The sequence below is a fragment of the Pseudoxanthomonas sp. CCNWLY206-1 genome (assembly GCF_039710385.1).
GTDB lineage: Bacteria > Pseudomonadota > Gammaproteobacteria > Xanthomonadales > Xanthomonadaceae > Pseudoxanthomonas_A.
This window is the reverse complement of sequence record NZ_JBDKXI010000008.1, coordinates 1-25,781: the sequence shown is the minus strand read 5'-3', so window position 1 is coordinate 25,781 and position 25,781 is coordinate 1. Positions and strand designations below refer to the sequence as shown.

At 62.9% G+C, this 25,781-nt stretch carries 15 protein-coding genes; 3 read left to right on the top strand and 12 right to left on the bottom strand.

Translation table 11 applies throughout. The annotated features are described in order from the left end of the window. Positions 1-99 precede the first annotated feature (99 nt). On the top strand, positions 100-846 hold the full coding sequence (locus AADW18_RS16920) for a copper homeostasis protein CutC (RefSeq protein ID WP_337344575.1): 747 nt from the start codon (positions 100-102) through the stop codon (positions 844-846). A gap of 133 nt (positions 847-979) precedes the next feature. Here the strand turns inward: AADW18_RS16920 and AADW18_RS16915 are convergent, their stop codons facing one another. From AADW18_RS16915 to glk, 12 genes are all read right to left on the bottom strand, one after another. Then, positions 980-1,975 carry a carbohydrate kinase gene (locus AADW18_RS16915; RefSeq protein WP_337344574.1) on the bottom strand — a complete coding sequence of 332 codons (996 nt, stop codon included), beginning with the start codon at positions 1,973-1,975 and terminating at the stop codon, positions 980-982. A gap of 35 nt (positions 1,976-2,010) precedes the next feature. Further along, positions 2,011-3,051, bottom strand: coding sequence for a LacI family DNA-binding transcriptional regulator (locus AADW18_RS16910; RefSeq protein WP_337344573.1), 1,041 nt, complete (start codon positions 3,049-3,051; stop codon positions 2,011-2,013). A gap of 4 nt (positions 3,052-3,055) precedes the next feature. Further along, on the bottom strand, positions 3,056-4,339 hold the full coding sequence (locus tag AADW18_RS16905; RefSeq protein WP_337344572.1) for a sialidase family protein: 1,284 nt from the start codon (positions 4,337-4,339) through the stop codon (positions 3,056-3,058). A 239-nt stretch (positions 4,340-4,578) separates the two neighbouring features. Then, positions 4,579-5,961 carry an alpha-L-fucosidase gene (locus AADW18_RS16900; RefSeq protein WP_337344571.1) on the bottom strand — a complete coding sequence of 461 codons (1,383 nt, stop codon included), beginning with the start codon at positions 5,959-5,961 and terminating at the stop codon, positions 4,579-4,581. Positions 5,962-6,050: 89 nt separating this feature from the next. Further along, on the bottom strand, positions 6,051-7,883 hold the full coding sequence (locus AADW18_RS16895) for a beta-galactosidase family protein (RefSeq protein ID WP_337344570.1): 1,833 nt from the start codon (positions 7,881-7,883) through the stop codon (positions 6,051-6,053). A gap of 207 nt (positions 7,884-8,090) precedes the next feature. After that, complete coding sequence (locus tag AADW18_RS16890) at positions 8,091-10,433, bottom strand: GH92 family glycosyl hydrolase (RefSeq protein WP_337344569.1); 2,343 nt, start codon at positions 10,431-10,433, stop codon at positions 8,091-8,093. A gap of 43 nt (positions 10,434-10,476) precedes the next feature. Continuing rightward, positions 10,477-11,931 carry a glycoside hydrolase family 125 protein gene (locus tag AADW18_RS16885; RefSeq protein WP_337344568.1) on the bottom strand — a complete coding sequence of 485 codons (1,455 nt, stop codon included), beginning with the start codon at positions 11,929-11,931 and terminating at the stop codon, positions 10,477-10,479. A gap of 117 nt (positions 11,932-12,048) precedes the next feature. Next, positions 12,049-14,643 (bottom strand): glycoside hydrolase family 3 C-terminal domain-containing protein, encoded by a 2,595-nt coding sequence (locus tag AADW18_RS16880; RefSeq protein WP_337344752.1) that lies wholly within the window; start codon positions 14,641-14,643, stop codon positions 12,049-12,051. A gap of 161 nt (positions 14,644-14,804) precedes the next feature. Further along, positions 14,805-17,420: a glycoside hydrolase family 2 protein gene (locus AADW18_RS16875; protein WP_337344751.1), complete on the bottom strand. Its 2,616-nt coding sequence runs from the start codon at positions 17,418-17,420 to the stop codon at positions 14,805-14,807. 101 nt (positions 17,421-17,521) lie between these two features. Further along, a complete protein-coding gene (locus AADW18_RS16870) occupies positions 17,522-19,888 on the bottom strand; it encodes a family 20 glycosylhydrolase (RefSeq protein WP_337344567.1) in 2,367 nt (788 codons plus the stop codon). A gap of 329 nt (positions 19,889-20,217) precedes the next feature. After that, on the bottom strand, positions 20,218-22,815 hold the full coding sequence (locus AADW18_RS16865; protein ID WP_337344566.1) for a TonB-dependent receptor: 2,598 nt from the start codon (positions 22,813-22,815) through the stop codon (positions 20,218-20,220). 141 nt (positions 22,816-22,956) lie between these two features. Next, positions 22,957-23,928: a glucokinase gene (gene glk / locus AADW18_RS16860; RefSeq protein WP_337344565.1), complete on the bottom strand. Its 972-nt coding sequence runs from the start codon at positions 23,926-23,928 to the stop codon at positions 22,957-22,959. Between the two features lie 458 nt (positions 23,929-24,386). Between glk and AADW18_RS16855 the strand changes: the two genes are divergently transcribed. Together AADW18_RS16855 and AADW18_RS16850 are read left to right on the top strand one after the other, a co-directional pair. Further along, on the top strand, positions 24,387-25,484 hold the full coding sequence (locus AADW18_RS16855; protein ID WP_337344564.1) for a LacI family DNA-binding transcriptional regulator: 1,098 nt from the start codon (positions 24,387-24,389) through the stop codon (positions 25,482-25,484). Positions 25,485-25,638: 154 nt separating this feature from the next. Next, a partial coding sequence (locus AADW18_RS16850) for a nicotinamide phosphoribosyltransferase domain-containing protein (protein WP_337344750.1) occupies positions 25,639-25,781 on the top strand: 143 nt, incomplete at its 3' end.

Here is a 25,781-nt window from a genome sequence, read left to right as displayed (position 1 = left end):
GTGAACACCTGTTGCACTTGTTGCAGTGGCATCATTGTCTGGTCAGAACAGGAGCCGACACGTAGTGAACGGAACACCCTTCGAACAGGAGCGTGCCTGATGAGCACCCCGTACGTCCTTGAAATCGCCGCCAATTCGCTTGCTTCTGCACTGGCCGCGCAGGAGGGTGGTGCTTCGCGCATCGAACTATGTTCGGCGCTGGAACTCGGTGGCCTGACACCTTCGCCAGGACAGGTCGCATTGGTGCGCGACAAACTATCTATCCCGGTGTATGTGCTGATACGGCCGCGCGCCGGTGATTTCGCATACGCAGAAGAAGAGCACGCAACGATGCTCGCCGACATTGCGCACTGTGCCGCAGCCGGTTGCGACGGCGTGGTGGTCGGTGCGCTGACCGCGGATGGCGACGTGGACGTAACGCGTTGCCGGGAGCTGGTCTCCGCTGCGAACGGCATCGACGTGACGTTCCATCGCGCCATCGATGTCTGCCGTGATCCTGCGGCTGCGCTGGAGGCGATCATCGGCCTCGGCTGCGCGCGCGTTCTCAGTTCCGGCGGCGCGGCCAGCGCAATGGAAGGCAGTGCCAACCTGCGACGGCTGATTGAACATGCCGCTGGACGCATCGAGATCATGCCGGGGGCAGGCATCGGTGCCGGCAACATTGCCGCGCTCATGGCCGCGACGGGTGCGCGTGAGTTCCATGCTTCGGCCAAGCGCGCGCTGCCACCGCGGATGCGGTTCATGCCGGCGGACGCATTGGGGATGGCGGGTGGTGAAACCCGTAGCGATGCCGCCGAGGTACGTCGCATCGTCGAAGCGCTGCGCGAGGCCGCGGCGAAGGCATAAGCAACGCATTTCTCCTGATCGCCGCTGAGCGTTGGCGACAGATCCCGCCGTACAGGTTCGACGCCGACACGGAGTGCGAACTGCCGCGTTCGTGCACCGTAGGATGCAGGCAGCGGCAGGGTTCGCTTCATCGTTATGCATTCACCACAGAGGCACGCAGCAGCGCGACCGCTTCCGCATGCGTGGGTAGCGCGGCAAACGCGCCATGCCGGGTGACCGCCAGCGCGCCGCAGGCCGAAGCAAAGCGCAGGCAGCGTTCGAGTTCTTCCGGCTGCGCGAGGAACGCATCGAATGTACGCGCATCAATCCCTTCGCGTTGAAGCCGCAACAGCAGGCCGCCGATGAAGGCATCGCCGGCGGCCGTGGTGTCGACGGCCTTGACCTTGATGGTCGGTAGTTCGCCGCTGCGTTCACGCGCGAACCAGCGCATTGGCGCGGCGCCGTCGGTGATCAGCACCAGCCGTGCGCTGCGAAGCAGCCGGGCGACGATGTCGTCGTCGGAGAATCGGCCTTCCTTCAGGTACTCGAGTTCCTCGCGCGCCAGCTTGATCAGGTCGGCGGCTTCGAGCGCACCCCACAGCACCGGCAGCGCGGGCGTCGCATCTGGCCACAACGCGGGGCGTAGGTTGAGATCGATGCTGACCAGTGCCCCCGCGGTACGTGCACGGGCCATGCCCGATAGTGTCGTGGCGGCGATGTCGGCGTCGGTCAGGCTGTTGCTGCAGGCATGAAACACGCCGGCTGAGCGGAAGCAATCGGCATCGAAATCTTCATCGCGGAACAGCAGGTCGGCGGCGGGCGGGCGATAGAAACTGAAGCTGCGTTCGCCGTGCGCATCCAGCGAGACGAAGGCCAGCGCGGTTTTCGCCGCCGAGGTGCGGCGTACGTAGCGAACACCGGCGCCGGCTTCGCGCAGACTCTGCAGCAGGAAGTCGCCGAACATGTCCTCGCCGAGCATGCCGACGAATTCGCACCGGCCACCCAGTTTCGCCACCGCGACCGCGGCGTTGGCCGGCGCACCACCGGCGAACTGACGGAAACTGCGCGCTTCGCCTTCCGACGGCTCACTGGCGAGAAAATCGATCAACGCTTCGCCGAAGCAAAGAATGGTGTTGTTGGCGGCGCTCATCTATCAGCAATCACTTCTTGTTACCGGTGGAGTAGTCAAATATGGAGCGCACGCGGAGTGCTCTCTCGTTCGGTCAGCAGCACGGGCACGATGACCGAACGTCGCGGCATGGACGGCGTGGCGGCACGCTGCAGGACAAGTTCGGCCACCTGTCGACCGCGCGCGCGCGGGTCGGCATCCAACGTGGTCAGTGGCGGGACGCCGACCGCGGCTTCGGGAATGTTGTCGAAACCGGTGACAGCGAAATCGACGCCAGGGTGGCGGCCCAGCCGGGTCAGCCCTAACATCAGGCCGAGTGCCACCGCGTCGTTGTAGCAAACGGCCGCTGTCGGCGCCGGATCGATAGCGAACAGCGCGTCGGCGTGTGCACTGGCTTCCAGGCGCGTAGGCGTGGTCTCGATCATCCAGCGGGGATCGGCGGTGATGCCGGCTTCACGCAGCGCATCCTGATAGCCCAGGCGGCGGCCGCGACAAGAACTGGAATCAGCGTGGCCGCCATAGAAGGCGATGTGGCGATGGCCCAACTCCAACAGCCGCTTGGTCGCTGCGTGCGCGCCGGCGCGATTGTCGAGTCCAACAAAGTCGTATTCAAAACCCGGAACCGGAGCGCCGGTCAGTTCGCGGTTGAAGACCAGCAGCGGTGCATGCCGCCCGATCGCCAGTTCCACATCGGCGACGTCGCTGTTCTCGGCCGGCGACAGAATGATGCCGGCGGGATGATGCTCCACCATCGAACCCAGCAGCTGGCGTTGCCGCGCGGGCGACTCGTTGCTGCTGCCGAGCAGGGTGACGTAGCCCTTGGCGCCGAGCGCTTCATCGACACCAGCGGCGAATTCGGCGAAGAACGGGTTGGACAGATCATTGATGATCAGCGCCACCGTGGTGGACACGCGTTGGCGCAGGTTGGCGGCGGCGCGGTTATAGACGTAGCCCTGACGCTGCATTTCCGCCTCGACCCGGCGGCGTGTGTCGGCATGCACCAGCGGACTGCGGCGCAGCACCAGCGACACCGTTGCGCGGGAAACCCCACAGGCGTGTGCGATGTCGTTCAGGGTGATTCTGCGCGGTTTGTCCAAAGCGTCACCAAGTCCGTTTTAGATCGATCCAACCTCTCGCATCCTGCGGCAAACGGGACATGCCTGCAAGTCGTGCGGGGTCGTTATTGTGGGGCGCCGGTGTGCTTCTGTGGCGTACGTCACTGGCGCGACTGGCCGTGCGTGGCTGAGCCCCGGCTGCCAAAGCATAACCGCCAAACAAGCGGGTGGTCTGGCGCCGTTCGTGATCGGGCGGGAGCATACCAATTGGGTCCGGAGTGGTGTGTTCTGGCGGGACAGTCTTACCTTCAGGGAAGGGAAGCAGCGCCGGATCCAGCACCACATGTTTGATCCGCTGCCGTTTCCATGTGTAGCTGATGTGCACCAACCCGTCGCGGGTCTGGATAACCGCCGGATAGGAGAATTCGTCCGCGGGACTGTTCTCCAATGTCAGTGCACGCTGCCAATGCACACCGTCACTCGACAATGCCACCGCCAGCACACCGCGGCCCTCCCACCAGTCCTTGCCGGCCGCCGTGGGGTTGTAGACCAGCAATGCGCGGCCGTCGTGCAGCATCACCGCATCGGTGCCGGCATTGGGGTTTTCTATATCCAGCAACGTCATCGGTTCCCAACTGATACCGTCGTTGTGGGAGAAGACACTGAATACCCGGTTCTGTTTGCTGCGCCCGAGCGCTTGCAGGCGACCGTCGCGGTGGCGCAGCAGGCTGGGCTGGATGGCGCCGATATGCGCAGGGTTATTGAGGGCCGCGCCGCGTAGCCAGTGCGCGCCGCTGTCGTCGCTGGTTTCGATGTGTACGCGCCAGCCGTCGGCTTCGTCTTCGCTGCTGCTGGGCGCAAGGATGCGACCGTTGGGTAGTTGCAGCGGTTTGTTCTTTATCGGTCCGAGAATGCCATCCGGCAGATGCGTCGGTGCGGACCAGTGCATGCCGTCGTCATGGGACACGGTAAGCATTCCCCACCATTGCCGCGGGTTCGGTCCGACCTTGAAGTACAGCTGCAACGGGCCTTGCGCGGGTTGGAACAGCACGGGATTCCACGCCGGGCGCGGTGGACCGCTGTGCTGCGCGCCATCGGCGACGCGCTGCGGCGGTTGCCAGCCTCCGGCGTCGCGACGGGCGAGCCAGATGCCCACATCCGCCGCGCCTTCATGCTCGCCGCCGAACCACGCTGCGAGCAGGGTCCCGTCATGGGCTTCGACCAGAGTGGAGGCGTGGCTTTGTGGCGTCGATGGATGCGTCGCGATGAATTCTTCCAGCATGAGGGGGGAAGGCGAAGGCACGCGCGGGGTGGCGCATGCCGTGAACATCAAGCAGATGAGTGGAAGAAGGGCGGGTAGATTGCTGGCGCGTTGAGGATGCATGTGGGTTTGAAGTGCTGACAAATCGTTGCCATGGTTGGTCTGGTTTTCTTGCTCTGGCTGGGAGAAGGGCAAAAGCAAATCCCCCTCAGTCCCCCTTTAAAAAGGGGTAAAGCAAAGTCGTCTTTCCCTCTTTCCTTCTTTCCTTCTTTCCTTCTTTCCTTCTCTTCCCTCTTCCCTCTTCCCTCTCACTGCGCTTTGGGCGCGCCCTTGCCGGTATTGAACAGCTGGAACTCGCGGATGTGTACCGGATCGGAGCTGGACAGGATGTTCAGGCGGACGCGCGAGGTGGTGACGGGGGCGAAATGATCGATCTTCATCCGCCCGATGGCCTGGGCCTGCGCCAGCCGTACCCAGCGTCCGTCCTGCCAGGCTTCCACTGCGTATTTCTGCACGCGTTGGCCGGCATTGATCCATTCCATGCCCAAGGCGCTGTCGAAGGTCACCGGTTGCTTGAAGTTCAACTCCAGCGTTGCGTGGTGCGACCCGTCTGACGCGCTCCAGAACGTGTCGCGATCGCCATCGACCGCGGCGGTGATGCTGCTCGCGCTTTTCAGATTGCCAGGCACCAGATTCTTCGCCGGCCCGTACAACGCCTGGATCGCTTCGCCGAGCTCGCGCAGCCGTTGCACATCGGCTTCCGGTAGCAGGCCACGCTTATCCGGTGCGATGCCGAGCACCAGCTGTCCGCCCAGGCCCACGCTTTTCTCCCAGATCTCCACCAGCTCATCCAGGCTCTTGAGGGTCTGATCGCTGTTGGGATGCCAAAACCATTGCAGATGGTGTAGTGGCGTATCCACTTCGATGGGCCGCCAACGCAGATAGCCATGGCGATCGATCACGTTCCAGTTCTCGCCCTCAATGAAGCCGCTTTCGTTGCCGACCCAGCGGATATCGCCATACTCGAACAACGCTGTGTCAGCGAACACCATCGCGTTGGGCTGGTAGGTGCGCAGTTCTTCGATGTACTTATCGAAATCATAGACATGGCCAGCGCTGCCGGCGCCATCCAGCCACCATTCGGTGATCGGTCCATAGTTGAGTGCCAGCTCCACCAGCTGCGCCGCATAGAACTTGTCGTACGCCTTGGAATCCGCGTATTTCGGTTCGTGCCGGTCCCATGGCGACAGGTAGATGCCGAAGCCCATGCCTTCCTTGCGAACTGCTTCGCTGGTCATCTTGACGAGGTCGCCCTTGCCTCCCAGCCAGGGGCTCTTCTTGACCGAATACTCGCTCTGTCCGGTAGGCCACAAAGCGAAGCCATCGTGGTGCTTGGCAACCAGGATCAGGTAGTTCGCGCCGGCGGCCTTGGCGGCGCGCGCCCATTGCGCAGGATCGACCTGATCGGGATTGAACACCGAGGGTTTCGCGGTGCCGTCGCCCCATTCCTGGTCCAGCCAGGTGTTGGGATTGAAATGGACGATCACGCCGAACTCCATCTCCTGCCACGCGACTTGTTGTGGCGACGGGCGCACATCGGAGAAGTTCTGCGTCGCGGCCAGCGGCAGGGACAGGAGATACAAGCTGAGCGCAGCCAATCGGCGGAATGGGAAGCGAGCGGGGCGAGTCATCGGGGGATTACCTCATGGACGATGGAGCGGCCAAGAGCCGCTCGAATCAGGGAGTGGATAAGAGAGTGGCAGGAAGCGCGGCGCGCACCTCAGTCAGCGGTACTCCATATCGGGTCTTTCACGCCGCGAACGTGGGCGGCGTCGACGCTGTCCAGGTCGAACACCACGATCTGGTTGTCGCCTTTACGCTGCCACGGCGCGGGGAAATACAGTGTGCGTTGCGGACCGATATTCCAGTGGCGGCCCAGGTTGCGGCCGTCGACCCAGGCAAAGCCCTTGCCGAACGCACTCATGTCGAGCCAGGTGTCAGCGGGCGCAGCGATGCGCAGGGTGCCGCGGTGAAACGCCGGACCTTCCACTTTGTTCTTTGTCCACCCGCGCAGCGTGTCAGGCGAACGCATCGGCAACGGAAACACCTGCCAGCCCAGTAGCCGTTCGCCACCCAGCAGTACCGGATCGACCAAGCCCGCACGGCCATCGACCATGCGCGTGCCGTAGTTGATGCGCCCGCTGTTCTCCACCAGTACGTCGATGGTGTGTTCTCCCGCCGGTATGTCCAGCGCCACCGACACCTGCTTCAATCGGCGCTCAACGCTACCGCTTGCCCTACGGTCAAGATAGACGCGCGCGTAGTCGCGCACGTCGCCCAGGTACAGCTCGCCTTTGCGCGGGCCGGTGACCGTGGTGCGGTAAAGAATGTAGCCGTAGTCCTGGCCGTAGGCTTCCATCGGCAGCGGTGTTTCGCTGATGATCGGCGCGGGCAGGTTGTCCCATAGCGAGGCCGATTCGCTCAGCGCGATCTTTGGTATCGAAGCGAAGCGCACCGGCGCCGGCAGCGGCGGCGGCTGTACGCCGGTCGCGCGTGCGATCACGTCGCGGAACAGCGTGAACTTCAGTGTCGGCCGCCCGGCCTCATCCAACACTGCGTCGTAGTCGTAGCTGGTGGTCTGTGGTGCGTAGTGGTCGCTGGGATTGTTCTGAAAGTTGGCGCCATTCATGAAGCCGAAACTGGTGCCACCGATGAACATGTACAGGTTCACCGAATGGCCCTGACGCAGCATCCATTCCAGTTCTTCTGCTTGCTGTTTCGCGTTGGTGTTGGCGTGTGGCTTGCCCCAATGATCGAACCAGCCTGCCCAGTATTCGCCGACCATGCGCGGCTTGCCTGGCTGAAATTTCTCCAGCTTCTCAAATGCGCTCTTGGCTTCGCCGGGGGCGAAGTTCACCACGGCCAGCGTGCCGGGCAGGGTGCCGTTGGCCAGCATGTCGGCGCCATCGGAAGTGAATAGAAGTGCCTTGTCGAAGCCAGCTTTCACAAACAACTCGCGGTTCGCCTGCATGTAGGCACGGTCGTTATCGAAGGAGCCGTATTCGTTCTCGACCTGCATCGCGATGATCGGACCGCCATTGCCGTTGAGCAGTGGACGTACCTGCTCGGCGACGGCTTTCAAGTACGTACCGCTGGCGGCGAGGAAGCGCGGATCGCGGCTGCGCACGCGCATGCCCGGCTCGGTGAACAGCCAGGCCGGATAGCCACCCGCTTCCCATTCGGCGCAGACGTACGGGCCGGGACGCAAAATGACGTTCAGGCCTTGCGCGGCAGCTTCGCGGATGAAGGCGGCGACATCGTTATTGCCCTGGAAATCGAACTCGCCGCGTCGCGGCTCCACCAGGTTCCAGAAGACATAGGTCTCGACCGTGTTCAGACCCAGCGCACGCGCCTTCTGCAGGCGGTCTTTCCAATACTCGCGTGGAATGCGTTGGAAATGAATCGCACCGGAGACGATCTGGTAGGGCTTGCCGTCGCGGGTGAAGTCGGCAGCGTGGGTTGAGAACACCGGCCAGGGTTCGGCAGCGATGCCTTTGGCGGGTGCTGCCAGCGCGAGTGCAAGGACGAGTGATGTGAGGATGTTGCGTAGCATGGAAAATCTCTTCAGTCTTTTTTTTCGGCGTAGAAGAGGAAAGCGGCAAGTTCTTTGCTTCCGCCTCCCCCTTCGAAGAAGGGGGACTGAGGGGGATTTGCTTTTGCTCCTAAGAAGCAACAGCAAGAGCAAATCCCCCTCAATCCCCCTTTTAAAAAAGAGGGAAGAAAAGCGGCCAGCGATTCGTCGCAGCCCACCTCCCGACCTTCAAACAAACGACGGCGGCAAATCATCCGGCGCACTACCAAACTCCCGATTAGGCTCCGGCGCCATCACGAATTCCAACGTGCCGCCTGCCACCAGATCCGCATGACGCAGCCAACTGCGTGTATACGGCTTGCCGTTCCAGCGCACGCTTTGCACGTAGATGTTTTGCGCGCTGTTGCGACGGGTGACGATGCGCAGGGTGCGGCCGCCGCCTACATCCAGCTCGGCGCGGCGAAACAGCGGACTGCCGATCACGTAGTTGGCGCTGACCGGGTCGACCGGGTAGAAGCCCAGCGCGCTGAGCACGTACCAGGCACTCATCTGCCCGCAATCCTCGTTGCCGGACAAACCGTCGCGCGCGTCGCGGTATTGCTCGCGCAGCAACCGGCGCACCATCGCTTGCGTTTTCCATGGCTGGCCGGCGTAAGCATAGAGATAGGCGACGTGATGGCTGGGCTCGTTGCCATGCGCGTACTGGCCAACCATGCCGTCGATGTCCGGCGGCGCACCCGCGGGTAGCTCGGAGCTTGTAGTGAATAGTTCATCGAGCTTGCTCACGAAGCCGTCGCGGCCACCAAACAATTCCATGTAGCCGTACAGATCGTGCTGATTGAGAAAGGTTGCCTGCCATGCGTTGGATTCGGTGAAGTCGTGCCAACGCTTCATGTGGCCGAGTGCGCGCGGGTCGAACGGCTTGGCCCAGCTGCCATCCTCCAGTTTCGGTTGGATGAAGCCGCTGTCCTCGTTGAACAGATGGCGATAGTTGCGTGAGCGGGCCACGAGTGCGCGATAGTCGTCTTCGGCGCCGGCCGCACGGGCCAGGTGCGCGCTGGCCCAGTCGTCATACGCGTATTCCAAGGTGCGGCTGGCCGCTTCGCTGACTTTGTCGCTAGGGACGTAGCCGAGCTTGCGGTAGTACGGCAGGCCATGGAAGTCGTCATCCATTGCGCGCTTGCGGAACAACGGCCAAGCCGCGGCATAGTCGATGCCATCGAACCCTTTGGCGTGTGCTTCGGCCAGCGCCACCACGGAGTGGTAGCCGATCATGGTGCCGGTCTCCACCCCCTGCAGCGGCCAGATGCCGACGCCGTCGGGACATTCCGCCGCGCCACGCACCAGGCCCTGCATCAGGTCAGGAACGCGCTCGGGCTGCACCAGGGTCAGCAACGGATGCAGCGCACGATAGGTGTCCCATAGCGAGTAGGTGCTGTAGTTGTGGTAACCCGCAGGCGCGGTGTGCACCTGCAGGTCCATGCCGCGATAGCGACTGTCCACGTCGCTGAATAATGTGGGTGCCAGCAGCGAGTGATAGAGACCAGTGTAGAAGATGCGCCTTTGTGCATCGTCGTCGGTTTCTATGCGAACCCGCGCCAATTCCTTCTCCCAGGCCGCGACTGCCTCGGCGTGCACGCGCGCGAAGTCGAAGTCCGCCAACTCGGCATCGAGGTTCGCCAGCGCGTTCTCGGCACTCACCGCGGAGATACCGACCTTGACCAGTAACGGTGCGGCGCCCGCATCCGGAAAATGCAGTGCCGCCTTCAACTGGGTGCCGTCTACCTGGCGTGCATCCTCAGCCAGCGGCTTTTCATCGCTGTACAACTGTGCCTGCGCGAACGGGTGCGACAGCCGCATGGCAAAGAAGATATAGCGACCTTTTGCCCATTGGTGGACACGGCGGCCGCCCGTGATAGTGCGTTCGTCGACGATATGCAGCTGCGCGTCGGTGATTCGCGTCGGGGTGGATGCGTTGTCCTGGAAGCCGTGGCACAGGTCGAGCAATAAATGGCCGGGCTTGCCCTTCGGGAAGTGATAACGGTGCAGGCCGGCGCGCGCGGTGGCGGTCAGTTCGGCGTGGATGCCGGTGTCTTTCAGCCGCACCCGGTAATAGCCGGGTGACGCGGCCTCATCGGCGCGGTCGAAGCGCGAGCGATAGCCGGTGTCCGGCGCATTCAACGGACCCGGTTTCAGTCTGACCTCGCCCGTCCGCGGCACCACCAGGAAGTCGAGCATGTCGCCGATGCCGGTGCCGGATAGGTGGGTGTGCGAGAAGCCCATGATCGAGCCGTCCGACTCGTGATAACCGCTGCACGCATCCCAGACCGCGTTGTAGGTATCCGGACTGAGCTGCACCATGCCGAACGGCAACGTGGCGCCAGGAAACGTGTGGCCGTGACCGCCGGTGCCGATGAACACATCGACGTGGCGAGTGAGGTCGGCCTTGACGCGCGCGTCAGCCGGCATCGCGTAGCTGCCCGCACGCGCGAGCGCGAGACCGGACAGGCCGGTGCCGCCAAACAGCGCGAGAGCGATGGCGCTTTGCAGGAATCCGCGTCGGGTTGTCATTGGGTGTGTTCTCCGTGAAGCATTGAATACGTGTTTCGACTCTCTACAAGGGCACTCGCAACAGATGCGGCTTGCGCCGCGCCAAATCGACAATCAGTTCGCCAAACTGGGTGTTCGCCCAGGCAAACCAATCGCGGGTGAACTTCGTCGGGTCATCCTTATCGAAGGATTCGTGCATGAAGCCGGTGTTGGCATGGGAGGTCTTGAGCCAATGCAGGCACTGGCGGATCTGCGCATCGTCGTCGCTGGCGAGTGCGTACTGGACGATCGCCATCGGCCAGATCGTGCCCATGCCGCTGTGCGGACTGCCGACGCCTTGCGCGGCGCGGCCACGGTAGAAATAGGGATTGCGTTCGCTCCAGGCCAGCTGGCGAGTGCGCTGGAACATCGGGTCGTTGCGTTCGCAGCAACCCAGGTACGCCAAGCTCAGCAGGCCCGGCGCATTGGCGTCATCGATGAATAGCTGGTTGCCGTATCCGTCCACCTCATAAGCCCAGAATGGCTGGCCATCGGCGTCGCGCATAACCCCATGCTGGCGCGTTGCTTGTTCCACTTCATCGGCCAGCGTGCGGCACTCGGTGGCGAAGTCGTTGTCGCGATGGATCGCCTCGCTCATCGTGGCCAGCTGCCGCAGCACCGTCACCGCGAACAGATTGGCCGGCACGAATAGCGGATACAGACAGGCGTCGTCCGACGGCCGGAACATCGAATGGATCATGCCGTTGGGTCGGGTCGGCTGGCCGTAGCCCCCCAGGACCAAGGTTTCGGTAGCGAACGGCGACGGCCGCTGGAACTTGTACGGGCCAAGATCGTGCAGGCGTTGCTGCTCGCGGAAAGTGCGCACGACTATGCGCATCGCCTGGCGCCAGTCGTCGTCGAACGGGGCGGTATCACCGGTGGCCCGCCAATATCCGTGCGCCAGACGGACCGGGTAGCACAGCGAGTCGATTTCCCATTTGCGTTCGCCCACGCCGGGTTTCATCTCGGTGATGTCGTTGACCGACCACTCCAGGCGCTGGGTCACGCCATCGGGCAAGAAGGCGTTGGCGTATGGATCGAGCTGGATGCAGAGCGATTGGCGCCGGATCAGGCCATGCAGCATCCGCCGCAGCGCCGCGTCCTGTTTCGCCAGTGGGAGATAGGGATGCACCTGCGCGGACGAATCGCGCAGCCACATCGCGTCGATGTCGCCAGTGACGATGAAGGTATCCGGCTTGCCGTCGCGGGTGCCGGTCTGCACGGTGGTATCGAGCGTGTTCGGATAGCAGTTCTCGAACAGCCAAGCCAATTCGGGATCGGCGATCTGCTTCTTGATCTGCGCCAACTGCCGTTCTACCGCGGCGCTGACGAAGCGGCGTTCGCCCTTCGGTGGGCGCTTGCTGGGAAACGCGCCTTCCTTCGCAGCCGAGGCAGTGGCGAGGACTGGCAATGCACCAGGAAGCATGCCGGCGCCTGCGCTGGCGCCAAGAAATTGAAGGATGTCGCGACGAGTGGGCATATCGGAAAATCTCCTGTTGCCGCGCTCCCTGTAGAGCCGAGCTTGCCCGGCTGCTTTTTGCCGGGAAAGCTCCAGCCGAGCAAGCTCGGCTCTACAAGGGCGCGCGACAGAGCTTGGTTACTTAGGTAGCGGCATCCGACCCTGAATCGAAAACGCAGCTTCGCTGCCGGGTGCACCGGTGCCGGGCTGGCCGCCGCCGATGAATACGCGGTAGTCGCCGGCTTCCACCGCGCGTTGACCGGCGCGGTCGACGTCGCTGAGTGCGCGTGCGTCCAGTTCGAATTCCACCTCGCGCGATTCGCCGGGATTCAGTGTCACTCGCTTGAATCCGACCAAGTTGCGGATGGGCGATTGCGGCCGTTCCGGGTACTCGAGGTAGACCTGTATCACTTCGTCGCCAGCACGTTCGCCGTTGTTTCGTACCCGCGCGCCCACGCGCAATGGTTCACCCGCTTTCAATGTCCGCGTCGACAAAACGGGCGCGTCATAGGCAAACGTGGTGTAGCTCAACCCATAGCCAAACGGATACAACGGCGTACCCGTGAAATAACGGTACGTACGGCCTTTCATGTCATAGCTGACATAGGCCGGAAGATCCTTTGTCGAGCGGTAGAACGTCACCGGCAGGCGACCACCGGGATTGAAATCGCCGGCCAGTGCCTGTGCGATGGCGGTGCCGCCGGACTGGCCTGGGTACCAGGCAGCGAGGATCGCATCAGCGTGTTCCTGCGCCCAGTTCAGCGCCACCGCGCTGCCGCTCATCAGCACCGCGATCAGCGGCTTGCCGCCAGCCTTGGCGCGTTCGAGCAGCGCCTGCTGCATTGGCGGGAGGCCGATCGCATTGCGGTCGCCGCCGTCGAATCCGAGCACGTCCACCTTCAGCTCCTCGCCTTCGACATCCGGCGACAGGCCGACGAAAGCGACCACCGCATCGGCCTTCGCGACCACGCGCTCAGCCTCGGCCAATTGCGCATCCGCTGGTGCCAGCCATTCCAGACGCAATCCCTGGTCCTGGCCCTGGTGTTCGATTTCCAGGCGGATGCGTCGCGGCCGCGCATCTTCGAAATGCAGCTGTGCTTCAACATTGCGGCCATCGGCATTGTGCACGCCCGCGGCAACATGCTTGTCTTCCGCGTTGCCGGCGATGATCAGTTCGTCATCCACGTACAGACGTACTGGGTCGTGGCCGGTGCAGTCGAAGCAGCGTGCCACGCGTACCGCCAACATGTAGTCGCCGGGACCGGGCGGCAGCAGTTCGCCGGTCCAGCGCACGGAGTAGCGATCCTTATCCACGCCGGGAGCCGGTGCCACCTGGTCCCAGTTGAAACTGACCACGCGGTCCTGACGCACCACCCGTGGTTTGCCGGCCAGGTCGGGATTGTCGAAGTACTCGCCCTTCAAACCGATCTTTCCGTCATTGCGCAGTGCGGTTTCCGGAATCATCACCGGTACTCCCTCCGACAGCGGCGCGCCTTGCGCATAGCTTACGCGCTGGTTGCCGAAGCGCTGCCGCAGGCCGAGCAAAGGTGTCACCGGATCGACTGACGTCCCTTGATAGTTGGCTTCCAAGGCGCCAAGCGCATCCGCGTTGGGGCCGATCACCGCCAGCCGTGCATCGGATTTCAACGGCAGCGTCGCATCCTTGTTCTTCAGCAACACCAGCGACTGCAGTGCAGCCTCGAGTGCCAACTTGCGGTGAGCCGGTGTGCCGATGTCATTCGCATCTAGCTTCGCGTAGGGATCCTGTCGCGGCCGCTCCAGTTCGCCCAGTCGGTAGCGCGCGGCGAACAGGCGAACCAGTGACTGGTCCAGCGTCGCTTCGTCGACTTCGCCACGATCGATCGCCTGCCCCAATGCGCGATAGGTGGTACCGCAATTGAGATCGTGTCCGGCTTTCAGTGCCGCTGCTGCCGAACCCGCGTCGTCGGCGCGGTAGTAGTGGAACTGGGTCATGTTGTAGAGCGCGTCGCAGTCGGAGACCACGAAGCCTTTGAATCCCCAGTCCTTGCGCAGGCGGCCGTTGAGCAGCCAGTCGGCGGCGCAGACCGGTGTGCCTTGCAACGAGTTGTAGGCGCACATTACTGCGCCGGCTTCGCCATCGACCAGCGCCGCACGGAACGCGGGCAGATAAGTGGCTTCCAGATCGCGCGGGGAGACATCGACATCGAAGCCGTGGCGGCCGGGTTCCGGCCCGCTATGCACAGCCAGATGCTTGGGCGTCGCGATCGTGCGCGGGTGTTGCGGATCGTCGCCCTGCAAGCCGCGAATGAAACCAACCGCGAGTTGGCCGGTGAGGTAGGGATCTTCGCCGTAGGTTTCCATGCCGCGGCCCCAACGCGGGTCACGAAAGATGTTGATGTTCGGCGACCAGATGGTCAGGCCTTCGTAACGCTTGTGGTCGCTGCCAGTGCCGCCCGCCATGTTGAACTTGGCGCGCGCCTCGGTGGAGGTCGCGGTACCGACTTGCTCAAGCAGATCGGTGTTCCAGGTCGCCGCCAGTCCGATCGCTTGCGGGAACACCGTGGCATGGCCGCTGCGGGCAACACCGTGCAGGCCTTCGTTCCACCACTCGTAAGCCGGCACGCGCAAACGCGGAATCGCCGGCGCGGCGTTCATCGTTTGGGCGATCTTCTCCTCACGCGTCATTTTGGCTACCAGCGCGGCGGCCTTGTCCTCGGCTTCATCCGCGTGGGCGGGCGCGATAACCAACATCGCAACCAGCACCGTCACGACCAGCCGTTCGGCTGTTGAAAAAGCGCTTCCGGCGAACGTCGGAGCCCAATACCTCTTGTTTTTTCCGCTCGCAAAGTCGCTGGGTCCCGGCCACCGACTACGGCATTCGAGGGCAGGCCTGCGCCGGGATGACGACTGGATCATTGCTTTGCCTCCTCAGGTTCAGCAGGCGCACCGGAAAGTGTCGAAGCCAGGTCGCGCACTTCCAGCGCAGCGCGCAATTGTTCCAATGCCAAGTCGCTTTGCACACGCACCGTCAGCGGTTCGCCGGGCAGCAGGTCGAAGGCGTTGTCCGAAACACGCACGTCCAGGTCGCCGAACGACAACCATACATCGCGCACCAGCGTGTCGCTGGACAAGGTCAATTCGAAGCCGTCGCTGGCGCTCTTCCACTCACTGCGGACCTGCGGCGCGGGCAGGGAAAGGTTTTTCGCGGCATCGAAGAACACCAACTGGCGCGACAGTACGCGGCGTGCACCATCGAGCAGTTCGAACACCGCGAAGCTTCGCTTGGGATTCGCGCGTCCGAGCAACTGCGCATCGCTGTGCTCACCCACGCGGGTGCTGCTCAGCGGTGGCAGCGTCACGGCCTTCTCACGGCGGCTCAATTCCTTTCCATCGAAGTCCAGCACGCGCAGCCGCCAACGAGCAGCCAGTGGCGTGGTGCGATCGGACACCAGCGACAGCGTCGTCTTGCCATCCTTACGCAGCGCGGCGGCAAGCTCCGGCGCATAGAAATGGCGAGCGTGATAGTTCAGTGCTTTCCAGCGCCCGTAGTAGTCCACGCTGGACCACGATGCGCCCGGCCACACATCGTTGAGTTGCCAATACAGCGAACCCATCGCCTGCGGGCGCGATGCGCGCAGGTATGAGGCGGCCAGGCCGATGCCTTCGGCCTGCATCAGCTGGCTCAGGTAGACGAAGCTTTCGAAGTCCTTCGGTTCACCGAACTGGCGGCGGATGTACAGGAGCAGGCGCTTGTTGCCGTTGCCTTTGTCGTACTTCTGGTGCGCGCGCATCACCGGCGATTCCGGATTCATGTCCTGCGGGCCGGCGAAGGACCGGATGGTGCGCATGTCGGGAAAGGATTGCAGGCCGTATTCGGACAGGAAGCGGGTTTTGACATCCATATATGCTTCGACCGGCTTGGCATCGCCGCCCCAGACCTGCCAGTAATGCATGTCGCCGTCGTCGCTCAGGTCCGCGCCGCCATCGAAATCGGTGCCGGGCGAGGTTGCCCAGTACGGCACATCTGGGTCGTGCACGGCGACCACTTCGCGGAAGACGGTGCCGAACAACGTGACCATGCCGCGCTCGATGCGGGCGCGTTCCTCGGGGTCGATCGATTGCTTGAAATTGACCCGATCGCCCCAGTGGTCCCAACCGGTCTGCACTTCGTTGTTGCCGCACCACATCACGATGCTGGGATGATCGCGGAGGCGCTTGACCTGTTCGATGGCCTCTTGCCGCGTGTTCTCGCGGAACTCCACGTCGTACGGCGGAATTGCGCCGCCGAACATGAAATCCTGCCAGATCATCACGCCCAGTTCGTCGGCCATCTCGTAGAAGCGGTCATCCTGATAGTGGCCGCCGCCCCACATGCGCAGCATGTTCATGTTGGCGTCGCGCGCATCGAGCAGCGTGCGGCGCATGCGTGCCTCATCGACACGATGGGGAAAGCTGTCCAGCGGAATCAGGTTGGCGCCCTTGGCGAAGATCGGGATGCCGTTGATCACCAGCTCCATGCTCTTGCCCCACTTGTCTTTTTCGCGGCGCAATTCGACGGTGCGCAGACCGGTGGTGCGCTGGATCGTGTGCGAGTCGCCACCGGCGTCGCGCAGCGTCGCGGTGAAGGTGTAGCGATCCTGGTTGCCATAGCCGAAAGGGAACCAGCGCTTGGGATCAGCGATACGCAGCGGCAAGTCGATACGGTTGCTGCCGGGGTCGACTACGGCATCGCGTTCGAGTCGTGCCACGGTGTCGCCACTCGGGTCACGCACTTCCAGCACCAGCTGCACCGGTCCGCTGGTACCGGCTTGCAACTCAATCTGGGCTTCGAGGTGTGCCGATCGCGCATCCACACGTTGCTGGGCGATGTGCAGGCTTTCCACGCGCACCGCGTCCCAGGCTTCCAGGCGCACGTTCTTCCAGATGCCGGCAGTGACGATGCGCGGACCCCAATCCCAACCGAAGTGGTAGGGCGCCTTGCGGACATAGGTGGTAACGAGTCGTGCGTCCGGCTCGTCGCCGAAGGCCGAGTCGTAGCCGCCAGGCAGCGCATACGGCTGTTTCGCCAGCCACGGCTGGAGCTTCTTGATCGGTGAGCGGAAGCTCACTTCAAGCACGTTCTCACCACGCTTGAGCAGCGGTTTCGCATCCACTCGCCAGCGCCGGAACATGTTGTCGGTGTTCAACAACGGCTTGCCATTGAGGCGAACCTCGGCAAACGTATCCAGCCCCTCGAACACCAGTTCGACATGCTCGCGCGCCAAGGTCGCCGCATCCACCTTGAAACGGCCGCGGTACTGCCAGTCCGTCAGGCCGACCCACTGGATCGCACCTTCATTGTTGCTGACGAACGGATCGGGCACCACACCGGCGGCGATCAGGTCGGTCTGCACCGTACCCGGCACTTGCGCCGGCAGCCACGTTGCCGCTTTCGGATGTTCCTTCGCCTGCGTCTGTCCCGGTACCAACCGTATCTGCCAACCTTCATCGATATTCAACGAAGTGGGGGGCGCTGCCCAGGCGGGCATGGCCAGCGCCAGACAGAACAGCGCGACCAGGCGAGGGTGCCGGCGGAAACGAAAGTGGCAGAAACGAAAGCGGACGTGTGGCGAGAACATGCGGACTCCTTTCAACGCTTAGCGGGTGGCGACTGCGCCGTAGCTTCGATCAATTCGACGGCTCCGATCGCGTACAGCGGGCCGTTGATGGGTGCGGTGAAACGCAGGCACAGGTCGTGAATGCCTTCTTGCGGCGGCAGCGGTACTTCCAGATCGAACTGCTCGCCCAAGGCGGCGCCAGCCGGCAGCGGCACTTTGGCCAACGTCTCTCCCTTGCAACCGAGCAACACTTCAAGCTCGCCCTGGGACGTACTCGACGGATACTGATGCACCTTCGACTGATCGTGCGCCAGTCCATAATTACGCGCCAGTCGCGCGGCATCGACATGGATTTTCGTAATACCGTCCAATCGCGCCTGAGGATAGGTCCAGCACGCGTAGAACAGATCGACGTTGTAGACCTGTGTGTCCATGCCGGGCATATCCGGCAATAGCGGCACGCGCAGACCCAGCGGACCACCGTCGTGGCAGTTGCGCAGGCCCTGGGTATCGACACTCAACAGTGCTTGGCGATCGAACTCGCGACTACGCGTCCGCGCGAGCGGCTGTCTATCCTCGGTGAATACCGCGGCTTTGACCGTAACCGGCAGCGTCACGGGGAAAGGCGTGCTGTAGCGCGAGGACTGCAACGTCGGTTCGCTGCCGTCGATGGTGTAGTAGATCTGGCCAAACCCTACCTGGTTGCCCAGTGCGATCTTGGCCGGGCCACCGCTCAATACGGTGTTAGGGCCGCCATCGATCTTGATATCGGCGGCGAAGGCGCCATCGCTGTAGCCGATTCCCAGCGCACGGTAGCGCTGCAGTTGCGCCGGCAGGCGCGCAAGGAAACTCTTCCAATCGCGCGCGGCCATCGGTGACCACGCCACTTCGGCCACCGCGGCCAAGCGCGGGAACAGCGCGTGGTCGACATGACGGGGCGAGGGAATGTATTCGCTCCACAACGCGCCCTGCGCGCCGAGCACGTGCTTGGCTTGGTCGCCTGTCAGTTCCGCTGGCACGGGATCCAGTTCGTAGACGCGCGACAGCGGCAACATTGCCAAGCGGCCGTTGGGTTCATCGCTGCGCTCGGTCTGCAGATTGTCCAGATACATCCAGCCGGCCGGCGCCAGCACAACGTCGTGACCCAGCTTGGCCGCGGCTACTGCGCCATCCACGCCGCGCCATGACATCACCGAGGCGCTCTCAGGCAGGCCGCCTTCCAGGATCTCGTCCCAGCCGATCAGCCGCCGTCCCTTGCCGGTCAGATACGTCGCGAGTTGCTCATTGAACCAGCCCTGCATCGCGTGCGCGTCCTTCACGCCGAGCTGCCGCATCTGCGCACGCACCGCTGGCGAGGCTTCCCACTGGTCCTTGACCGCTTCGTCGCCACCGATGTGGATGTAGGGCGAGGGGAACAGCTCCAATACTTCATCCAGCACGCCTTCGATGAACTTCATGCTGCGTTCGTCGGTGTCGAACAGGTACGGATTGACACCCCAGTCCACGCTCACCTGCGGGCGTTCGCCGGTCACGCCGACTTCTTCCGGATAAGCCGCTACCGCTGCCTGTGCATGGCCGGGCATGTCGATCTCGGGCAGGATGGTGATGTGGCGGGCGGCGGCATAGGCGACCAGTTCGCGAATCTGTTCCTGCGTGTAGAAGCCGCCGTAGCGCTGCGGCGTACCGTGGCGACCCGCACCCGGCGGCGTGCGCCAGGCGCCGATTTCGGTGAGCTTCGGGTAGCGCTTGATTTCGATGCGCCAGCCTTGATCGTCGGTGAGGTGCAGGTGCAGGACGTTGAGCTTGTGCTGGGCCATCGCATCGATCACATGCTTGACCGTGCCCACGTCGTGGAAGTGGCGAGCCACGTCAAGCAACTGCCCGCGCCAACCGAAGCGCGGCCAATCGCGGATGGCTACTGCCGCTACATCGACGGCGTTGCGGCCGGCATCGGCGCTCGCCAGTTGCCAGGCGCTGATCGCACCATAGAACAGACCGGCGGCGTCGCGCGCGCGGATGCGCATGCCCTGCGCATCGACGTCCAGCGCGTAGCCCTCGGGTTGCGTTACCGGCGACTGGGAATCCAGTTGCAGACGGATGCTGGCGGGTGACGCCGCGGCTTCCTCACTTACCTTCAGACTCAAGCCACGTGTGTCGCGAAGCAGCTGGACGAAATGGTTGGCGGCATCGCGTGCCGGCGCATCGTCCTGCGGGATCGAGACAAGCGTCTCGGCGGTGATCTTGAAGTGGCCGTCGCCGCGTTTGGCCTCGACCGGCGCTGGGATCAGCGGCAGTACTGCGGTGTCCGCGGTGGCCACCGCCGCTGGGGCCGAGCGGTCAGCGCAGCCCGATAGCAGCACGCCGATGATAAGAAGCAGCACGAATGCGCGTATCAGCATGCTTGTGCGCGTGGAACGAACGGGAAACATGATCATCGGTCGCCTTCTTCATCGTTGTTGATGCGGCCGGCCGCTTGGCGACCGTGTGCGCCAGTATCGGCTTGGCGGAGCAGGTAATCCTGCCGCGCCGGCGTAAAAGAGGGAAGTGCGAGTGTGGCGGCAGCTAGCGTGCCGCCAGGTGAAACAGCGGAACGGCGCTGTCGTGCTGCAGTCGTTGTCAGGCGTCATGGGGAACAGCAATCCTCATGGATAAGCGATGGAGCTGTGTAGCGGACCCACAAAAAAAGAGCGGGCCATCGGGGAGGGAACGATGGCCCGCTCGAACCGCATCAGAACTTGAAGTTCAAGGTTACCTGGTAGCCACGGCCGGTCTTGTAGGTACCCAGCGGTGCGTACTTGACCTGGTTGTACCAGTAGTAGGTCGAGTCGAGCAGGTTGGTGGCGCTTAAGTTGACTGCCATCCAGTCGTTGACCTGATAGCCCGCGGTGAAGTCCAACTGCTTGTAGTGGTCGGTGAACACCTCGGACTCCAAGCGACCGACCTGGGTGAAGTACTCGGAGCGGTAGCTGTAGTTGAGGCGCGCGCTGAAAGGCCCGTTCTCGTAGTACGGGATGATGTTGTACGTGGTTTTTGACACGTACGGCAGATTCAATCCCTCGCTGGTGTCGGTATGGGTGTAGGTGTAGTTGGCCTGCACGCCGAAGCCATAGGCGATGTCCTGCGTATAGGACAGTGCCAGGCCGCTGACCTTCGCATCGGCCACGTTGACCGGCGAGCTGACCTGATAGACGCCGGGCACCCCGGTCGTCGGATCCGTCAGTTGTTGCTCGGTGGTCGTGCTGACGATGTAGCTGCCGATGTCGCGGTAGAACACCTCTGCCGCCAGCATGCTGGACGGTGCAAAGTACCACTCGAAGCTCAGCCCGTAGTTGGTCGCCTCGTACGGATCCAGATCCGGATTGCCGCCGCTTGCGGTCATTCGTTGAGTGTCGAGAGTGACTGAGCCGGCCAGGTCGGAGTAGCGTGGGCGTGCGATTACCTTGGCCGCGGAGAAGCGTGCGACCTTGGTGTCGTCGATGTCGTAGGCCAAGTTGAAGCTGGGCAGCGGCTTGTAGTAACTCTTCTTGGATACGGTGGGGACGTAGCCGAGACTGATGGTATCGTCGGAGTCGGGGTCATCAACCCTCAGTTCGCGCCAGTACCGCGACTTGTCCATGGTGTCGACGTAACGCACGCCCAGGTTGCCGCGCCACTTGCCGGATTCGAAGTTGAGCTGCGCGTACAGGTCCTGGGTGATCTCCTTGACGTCGAACTCCTGGCCATACTTGGTCTCGAATTCGCCTGGCGGCAGGGACCTGAGGTACCCCAGGATCGAGTTGAGATTGGCGGTCTGCCAGTTGACCAGGTCGCTGCTGGCACCCAGGCCATCGTAAAGGCCACTCGGCGTGGTGCCGGGATTGAAAGCGGTCAGCAGGATGTCTTCGTCGGCAAACAGTGCATTGCCACGCGAGGACTGGCCATTTTCATGGTTGATGTATTTATAGCCGACCTGCAGCTTGTTCAGCGGGCCCCAGTCGAGCGCGCGCTCCGCGTCGAACTGGAAGTACTTCTCCCGGTCTTCGGTGGTGGTGTACTCGATGCCGCCAGCTTGCTGTCCGGTTGCCAAGCCCCAGTTGGATGCGCTGCCGTCGTCGTAATTCACGCTGGCGTTCTTACCGTTGTAGCTGAAATCGTAGCCACCGGACTGCAGCAGGAACTTCATCAGGTATTCCGGATTCTTGCCGCCGGTCGCGCTGGTGGTGCCGGCCTGGGTGGTGAACACCCAATTGTCGCCATAGAAGTCGTGACGCAGGTTGAGGCTCTTGGTCTCCACTTCGCTCTGGCGAAAGTTGGCGTCGAACTGCGCGTAGGCATCGCCGCCCACTGTCCCGGCGGTGATATAGCCGTTCTCGATGGTTACGTCGGTGAAATTGCCAGCTGAGCAGCCCGGGCAAACGTAGCGTGACTCGCTGAAGTTGTCGTACTTGCCCTTGACGTAAAGGCCGGTGAGGTTGAACTCGTGGCGATCGTTCGGCTTCCATTGCAGTGCCGACTGGATGCCATCACGCTCGCGGGTTTGCTGGAAAAACGCGCTGTTCTCGCCGAAGGGATAAAGGGCCTCATTGGGATCGCCGCTGCCGGTAACGTTAACATCAGCGGGCAAACCACCCCTGGCGTAGCCCCAATACTCGATACCGGCGCGCCAGATCTCCTGCTTGTCGTGGGTGACCGTAGTCAGGAAGCCGAAGGTCTCGTCGGCGTTCTTCCAGCTCCACAACACCGAGCCACGCGGGTTGCCCTGCTCAGAACGGTCGTTGTAGCTGTAACCCAGCGATCCGCGCAGCGTATTGGCCGGGAGTTCCAGCGGCTTGCGGGTGTGCACGATCACGGTGCCGCCGATGCTGCCCTCGTCGATACGAGCTTCCGACGATTTGTAGACTTCCATCAGACCGATGATTTCTGGCGAGAGCAGCGTGTAGTTGAACGTGCGGCCGCTGGTGTCGGTGGGATTGCCGCCCCAATCGCCCGAAGCGATGGTCTGGCCGTTGATCAAGATCCGGTTGAGTGCCGGGTCGGTACCGTTGATGCTGACCTTCTCGCCTTCGCCGAACTGGCGGTCAACGGTGATCCCGGGTAGATGCGACAGCGATTCGGCGGCGTTGGTGTCGGGGAACTTGCCGATATCCTCGGCGCTGATCGCGTCGACGATCGCGTTGGCGGAACGTTTGACGAGTTGGCTCTTCTCCAGCGATGCCCGATACCCGGTAACGGTAATGGCGTCCAGCTGCTGGACCTGCTCGTTGGTACTGGTGGCATCCTGCGCATAAGCGTTGAACGTAATACAGGCAACGATGGCTGCCGATAGTGCTGATTTACGGTACTTCATGCCACTCTCCCGATCGATACTGTTGGTTGCTGCGGTGGTTGTGTTGTTGCCGAGCTGTTGTTGCTCCGTGATTCCCACCGGGCGCCGATGCGCCCCCCTCCGTGTTTGTGGTGTTGCGTTGAAAGTCTTTTCGGATGCCTCTTAGTTCAGGTACCACTGCGCCGCGCCGACCACGCCCAGTTGCCCGTGTTCGACCAGGCGTACGGGAATGCGCTCCAGCGCAGCGCGCATTGGGCCCTTGTTGAGATAGCGCGCGACGAAATCGCTACTCAGAAGAAAGTCGCGGATTTGCGGAAGGACACCGCCGGCCAGGCGGATGCCGCCTTGCACGCCGTAGGTCAGCGCCATGTCGCCGACAACGCTGCCGAGGAAGCTGCAAAAGGTCTTGAGGGTTTCGCGCGCCAGCGCGTCGGTGCCGGCTTGCGCGGCCGCGGTGATCTGGCTCGGTGTGGACAGGGTGGGCTCCACATCGCGCAATACCGCCAGTGCGTTGTACAGGTTGAGGATGCCGGGTCCGGACAGCACATGTTCGATCGTCACGTGCGGCTGCTGCTTCAGCAGCTGCGCCACCACCGCCAGTTCAAGTCCATTGTTGGCTGCCAGTGAGGCTTGACCAGCTTCGGTCGCCAGTACGAAGGGACGTTCGCCGTGGGGAATCCACAGCGCCGCGCCAAGGCCGGTACCCGGGCCCAGCACCAGCACGGGACCGCCTGCTGATGCCTCATCCGGTCCGGCAATGCGCGTGGTCTCCGGGGCGGGGAGGGCAGCCGCGGCGTAGGCCACGGCTTCGAAGTCGTTGACCAGGCGAAGATCGGCGAAACCCAGGTGCTCGCGTGTCTCGCGGATCGACAGTGGCCAGGGCAGGTTGGTGGTGATGACGGTGCCGTCGTCCAGTTCGTAGCCGGCGCTGGCGACCACGCCATGGTTCACCTCTTTTGCGTCGTGGGTTGCCAGGAAGTCGGCGATGAAGTCGACCAGCGACGGATGGTCGGTGCAGTCGTACTTTTGAAATGCCAACACCTCGACCGACTGACCCGCAGCCCCGGCACGAACCAAAGCCAAGCGCGCGTGGGTGCCGCCGATATCAGCGGCAAGGAACGGCGTGCCGTTCACCAACGAATCCGTTGAGACTGGACCGACCATTGCGAACACACATCTCCCATGTCCCGCATCGCCATGGCACCTGACAGAGGTGCCTCACACAATTGGCCCGAGTTTGGATCGATCTAAACAACGTTGTCAATCACCTGTCATCGGTTCTTGCTAGGAAGTGTCGGATAGGAAGTAACGCCCCCTGTTCAGGTATATGAAAGCGTCGATTAAATCCAAATTTGTTGGTATTTAGCTCGATTAGATCGTTCCAATCTCACATTTTGCGGTAGGGTAGGCGCCTCAGAAGCGCCCGTTGAAGCTTGGCAAGCAAGCTCGCGCACGCCGCTGAAGGGAGGCTGGAGACAGATGAAAGTGGGAAGCGATGACAACGTAGGTCAGGGCTGCACTTGTGCGGCATCCGACTGCACGCCCAGTGCATGCTGGAGCTATCGGCGGCCGCTGGCGGAGGGCGTGAACCCATGACCCCGCGCCGTAAAAGCCAGGACCCAGCGGGGACGCCGGTCGACGCGGTCCCGCGCAGATTCACCATCAGGGACGTTGCCGAACGCGCCGAGGTTTCGCTGAAAACCGTGTCCCGGGTGATCAATAACGAACCATCTGTGGCGCAGGCGACGCGCGTGCGCGTAACGCAGGCGATCGCCGAACTCGACTACGAGCCCGATCCAGCTGCGAGAAACCTGCGCAACGGCATGTCGTTCGTCATCGGCCTGGTCTACGACAATCCCAATCCGCACCACATCATCGCGATGCAGAAGGGCGTGCTGGCCGCTTGCCGCGAGACAGGCTTTGGTCTGCAGATCCAACCGGTGGATTCGACTTCGCCGGCGCTGGCCGACGAAATGGCCGACTTCGTGCAGCGCTCTCGCCTGGCGGGATTGGTGCTGACCGCGCCGATGTCCGAGCGCAAGGACCTGGTCGACGCGCTGGCCGCGCGCGGCATTGCGCTGGTGCGGATCATTGCCGCGACCGAGGATCCGGACGATGGCCTGCCCTGCGTATACGTGGACGATCGCGGGGCTGCCTACGAAATTACCGAGCACCTGATCCAGCTCGGCCATCAACGCATCGGTTTCCTGTGGGGCGGCGCGCAGCACCATTCCAGCGGCGAGCGCTACGCCGGCTACGAAAAAGCATTGAAGGACTACGGCATTGCTGTCGATGAACAGCTGGTGGTGTCTGGCGACTACACTTTCGACGACGGATTCCGTGGGGCGCGGCAGTTGCTCGGACTGTCAGAACCACCCACCGCGATCTTCGGCAGCAACGACGAGATTGCCGCGGGTGTACTGGCCGCGGCCAAATCCGCCGGCGTCGACGTACCGTATGAACTTTCCATCGCGGGCTTCGAGGACAGCCCGTTCTCGCGGCAATCCTGGCCACCGCTGACCACCGCCAAACAGGCCACGGACGACATCGCCAGGCAGGCCACGCGCCTGCTGATCGCCGGCTTGCGCCAGCCCACCTATGCCAGCAACTCCGCACCGCCTCGCAACCAGGGTTTTTTGCCGCAGCTGGTGGTGCGCGGATCGACCGCGCCGCTACGCCCGCGGTCGTAGGGCGGGCGTAGGATGCGGTAAGCCGTAGGCGCACCGCATCGTTCGCGAGTGATGGTTCGCTTTGCTCACCCCATCCTATGTGTTTGGTCTGCCGGCAACTTGAAAAGCCGCGTGCGCGCGACGATGCTCGGCTTCATGCGAAGGAGCTTCCGTCATGCAATGCCTCGACAACCTGCTGCTCAATACCGACAGCTATAAAGCTAGTCATTGGCTGCAATACCCGCCCGGCACCGATGCCACCTTCTTCTATGTGGAATCGCGCGGCGGCACCTACGACCGCACGTTGTTTTTTGGCTT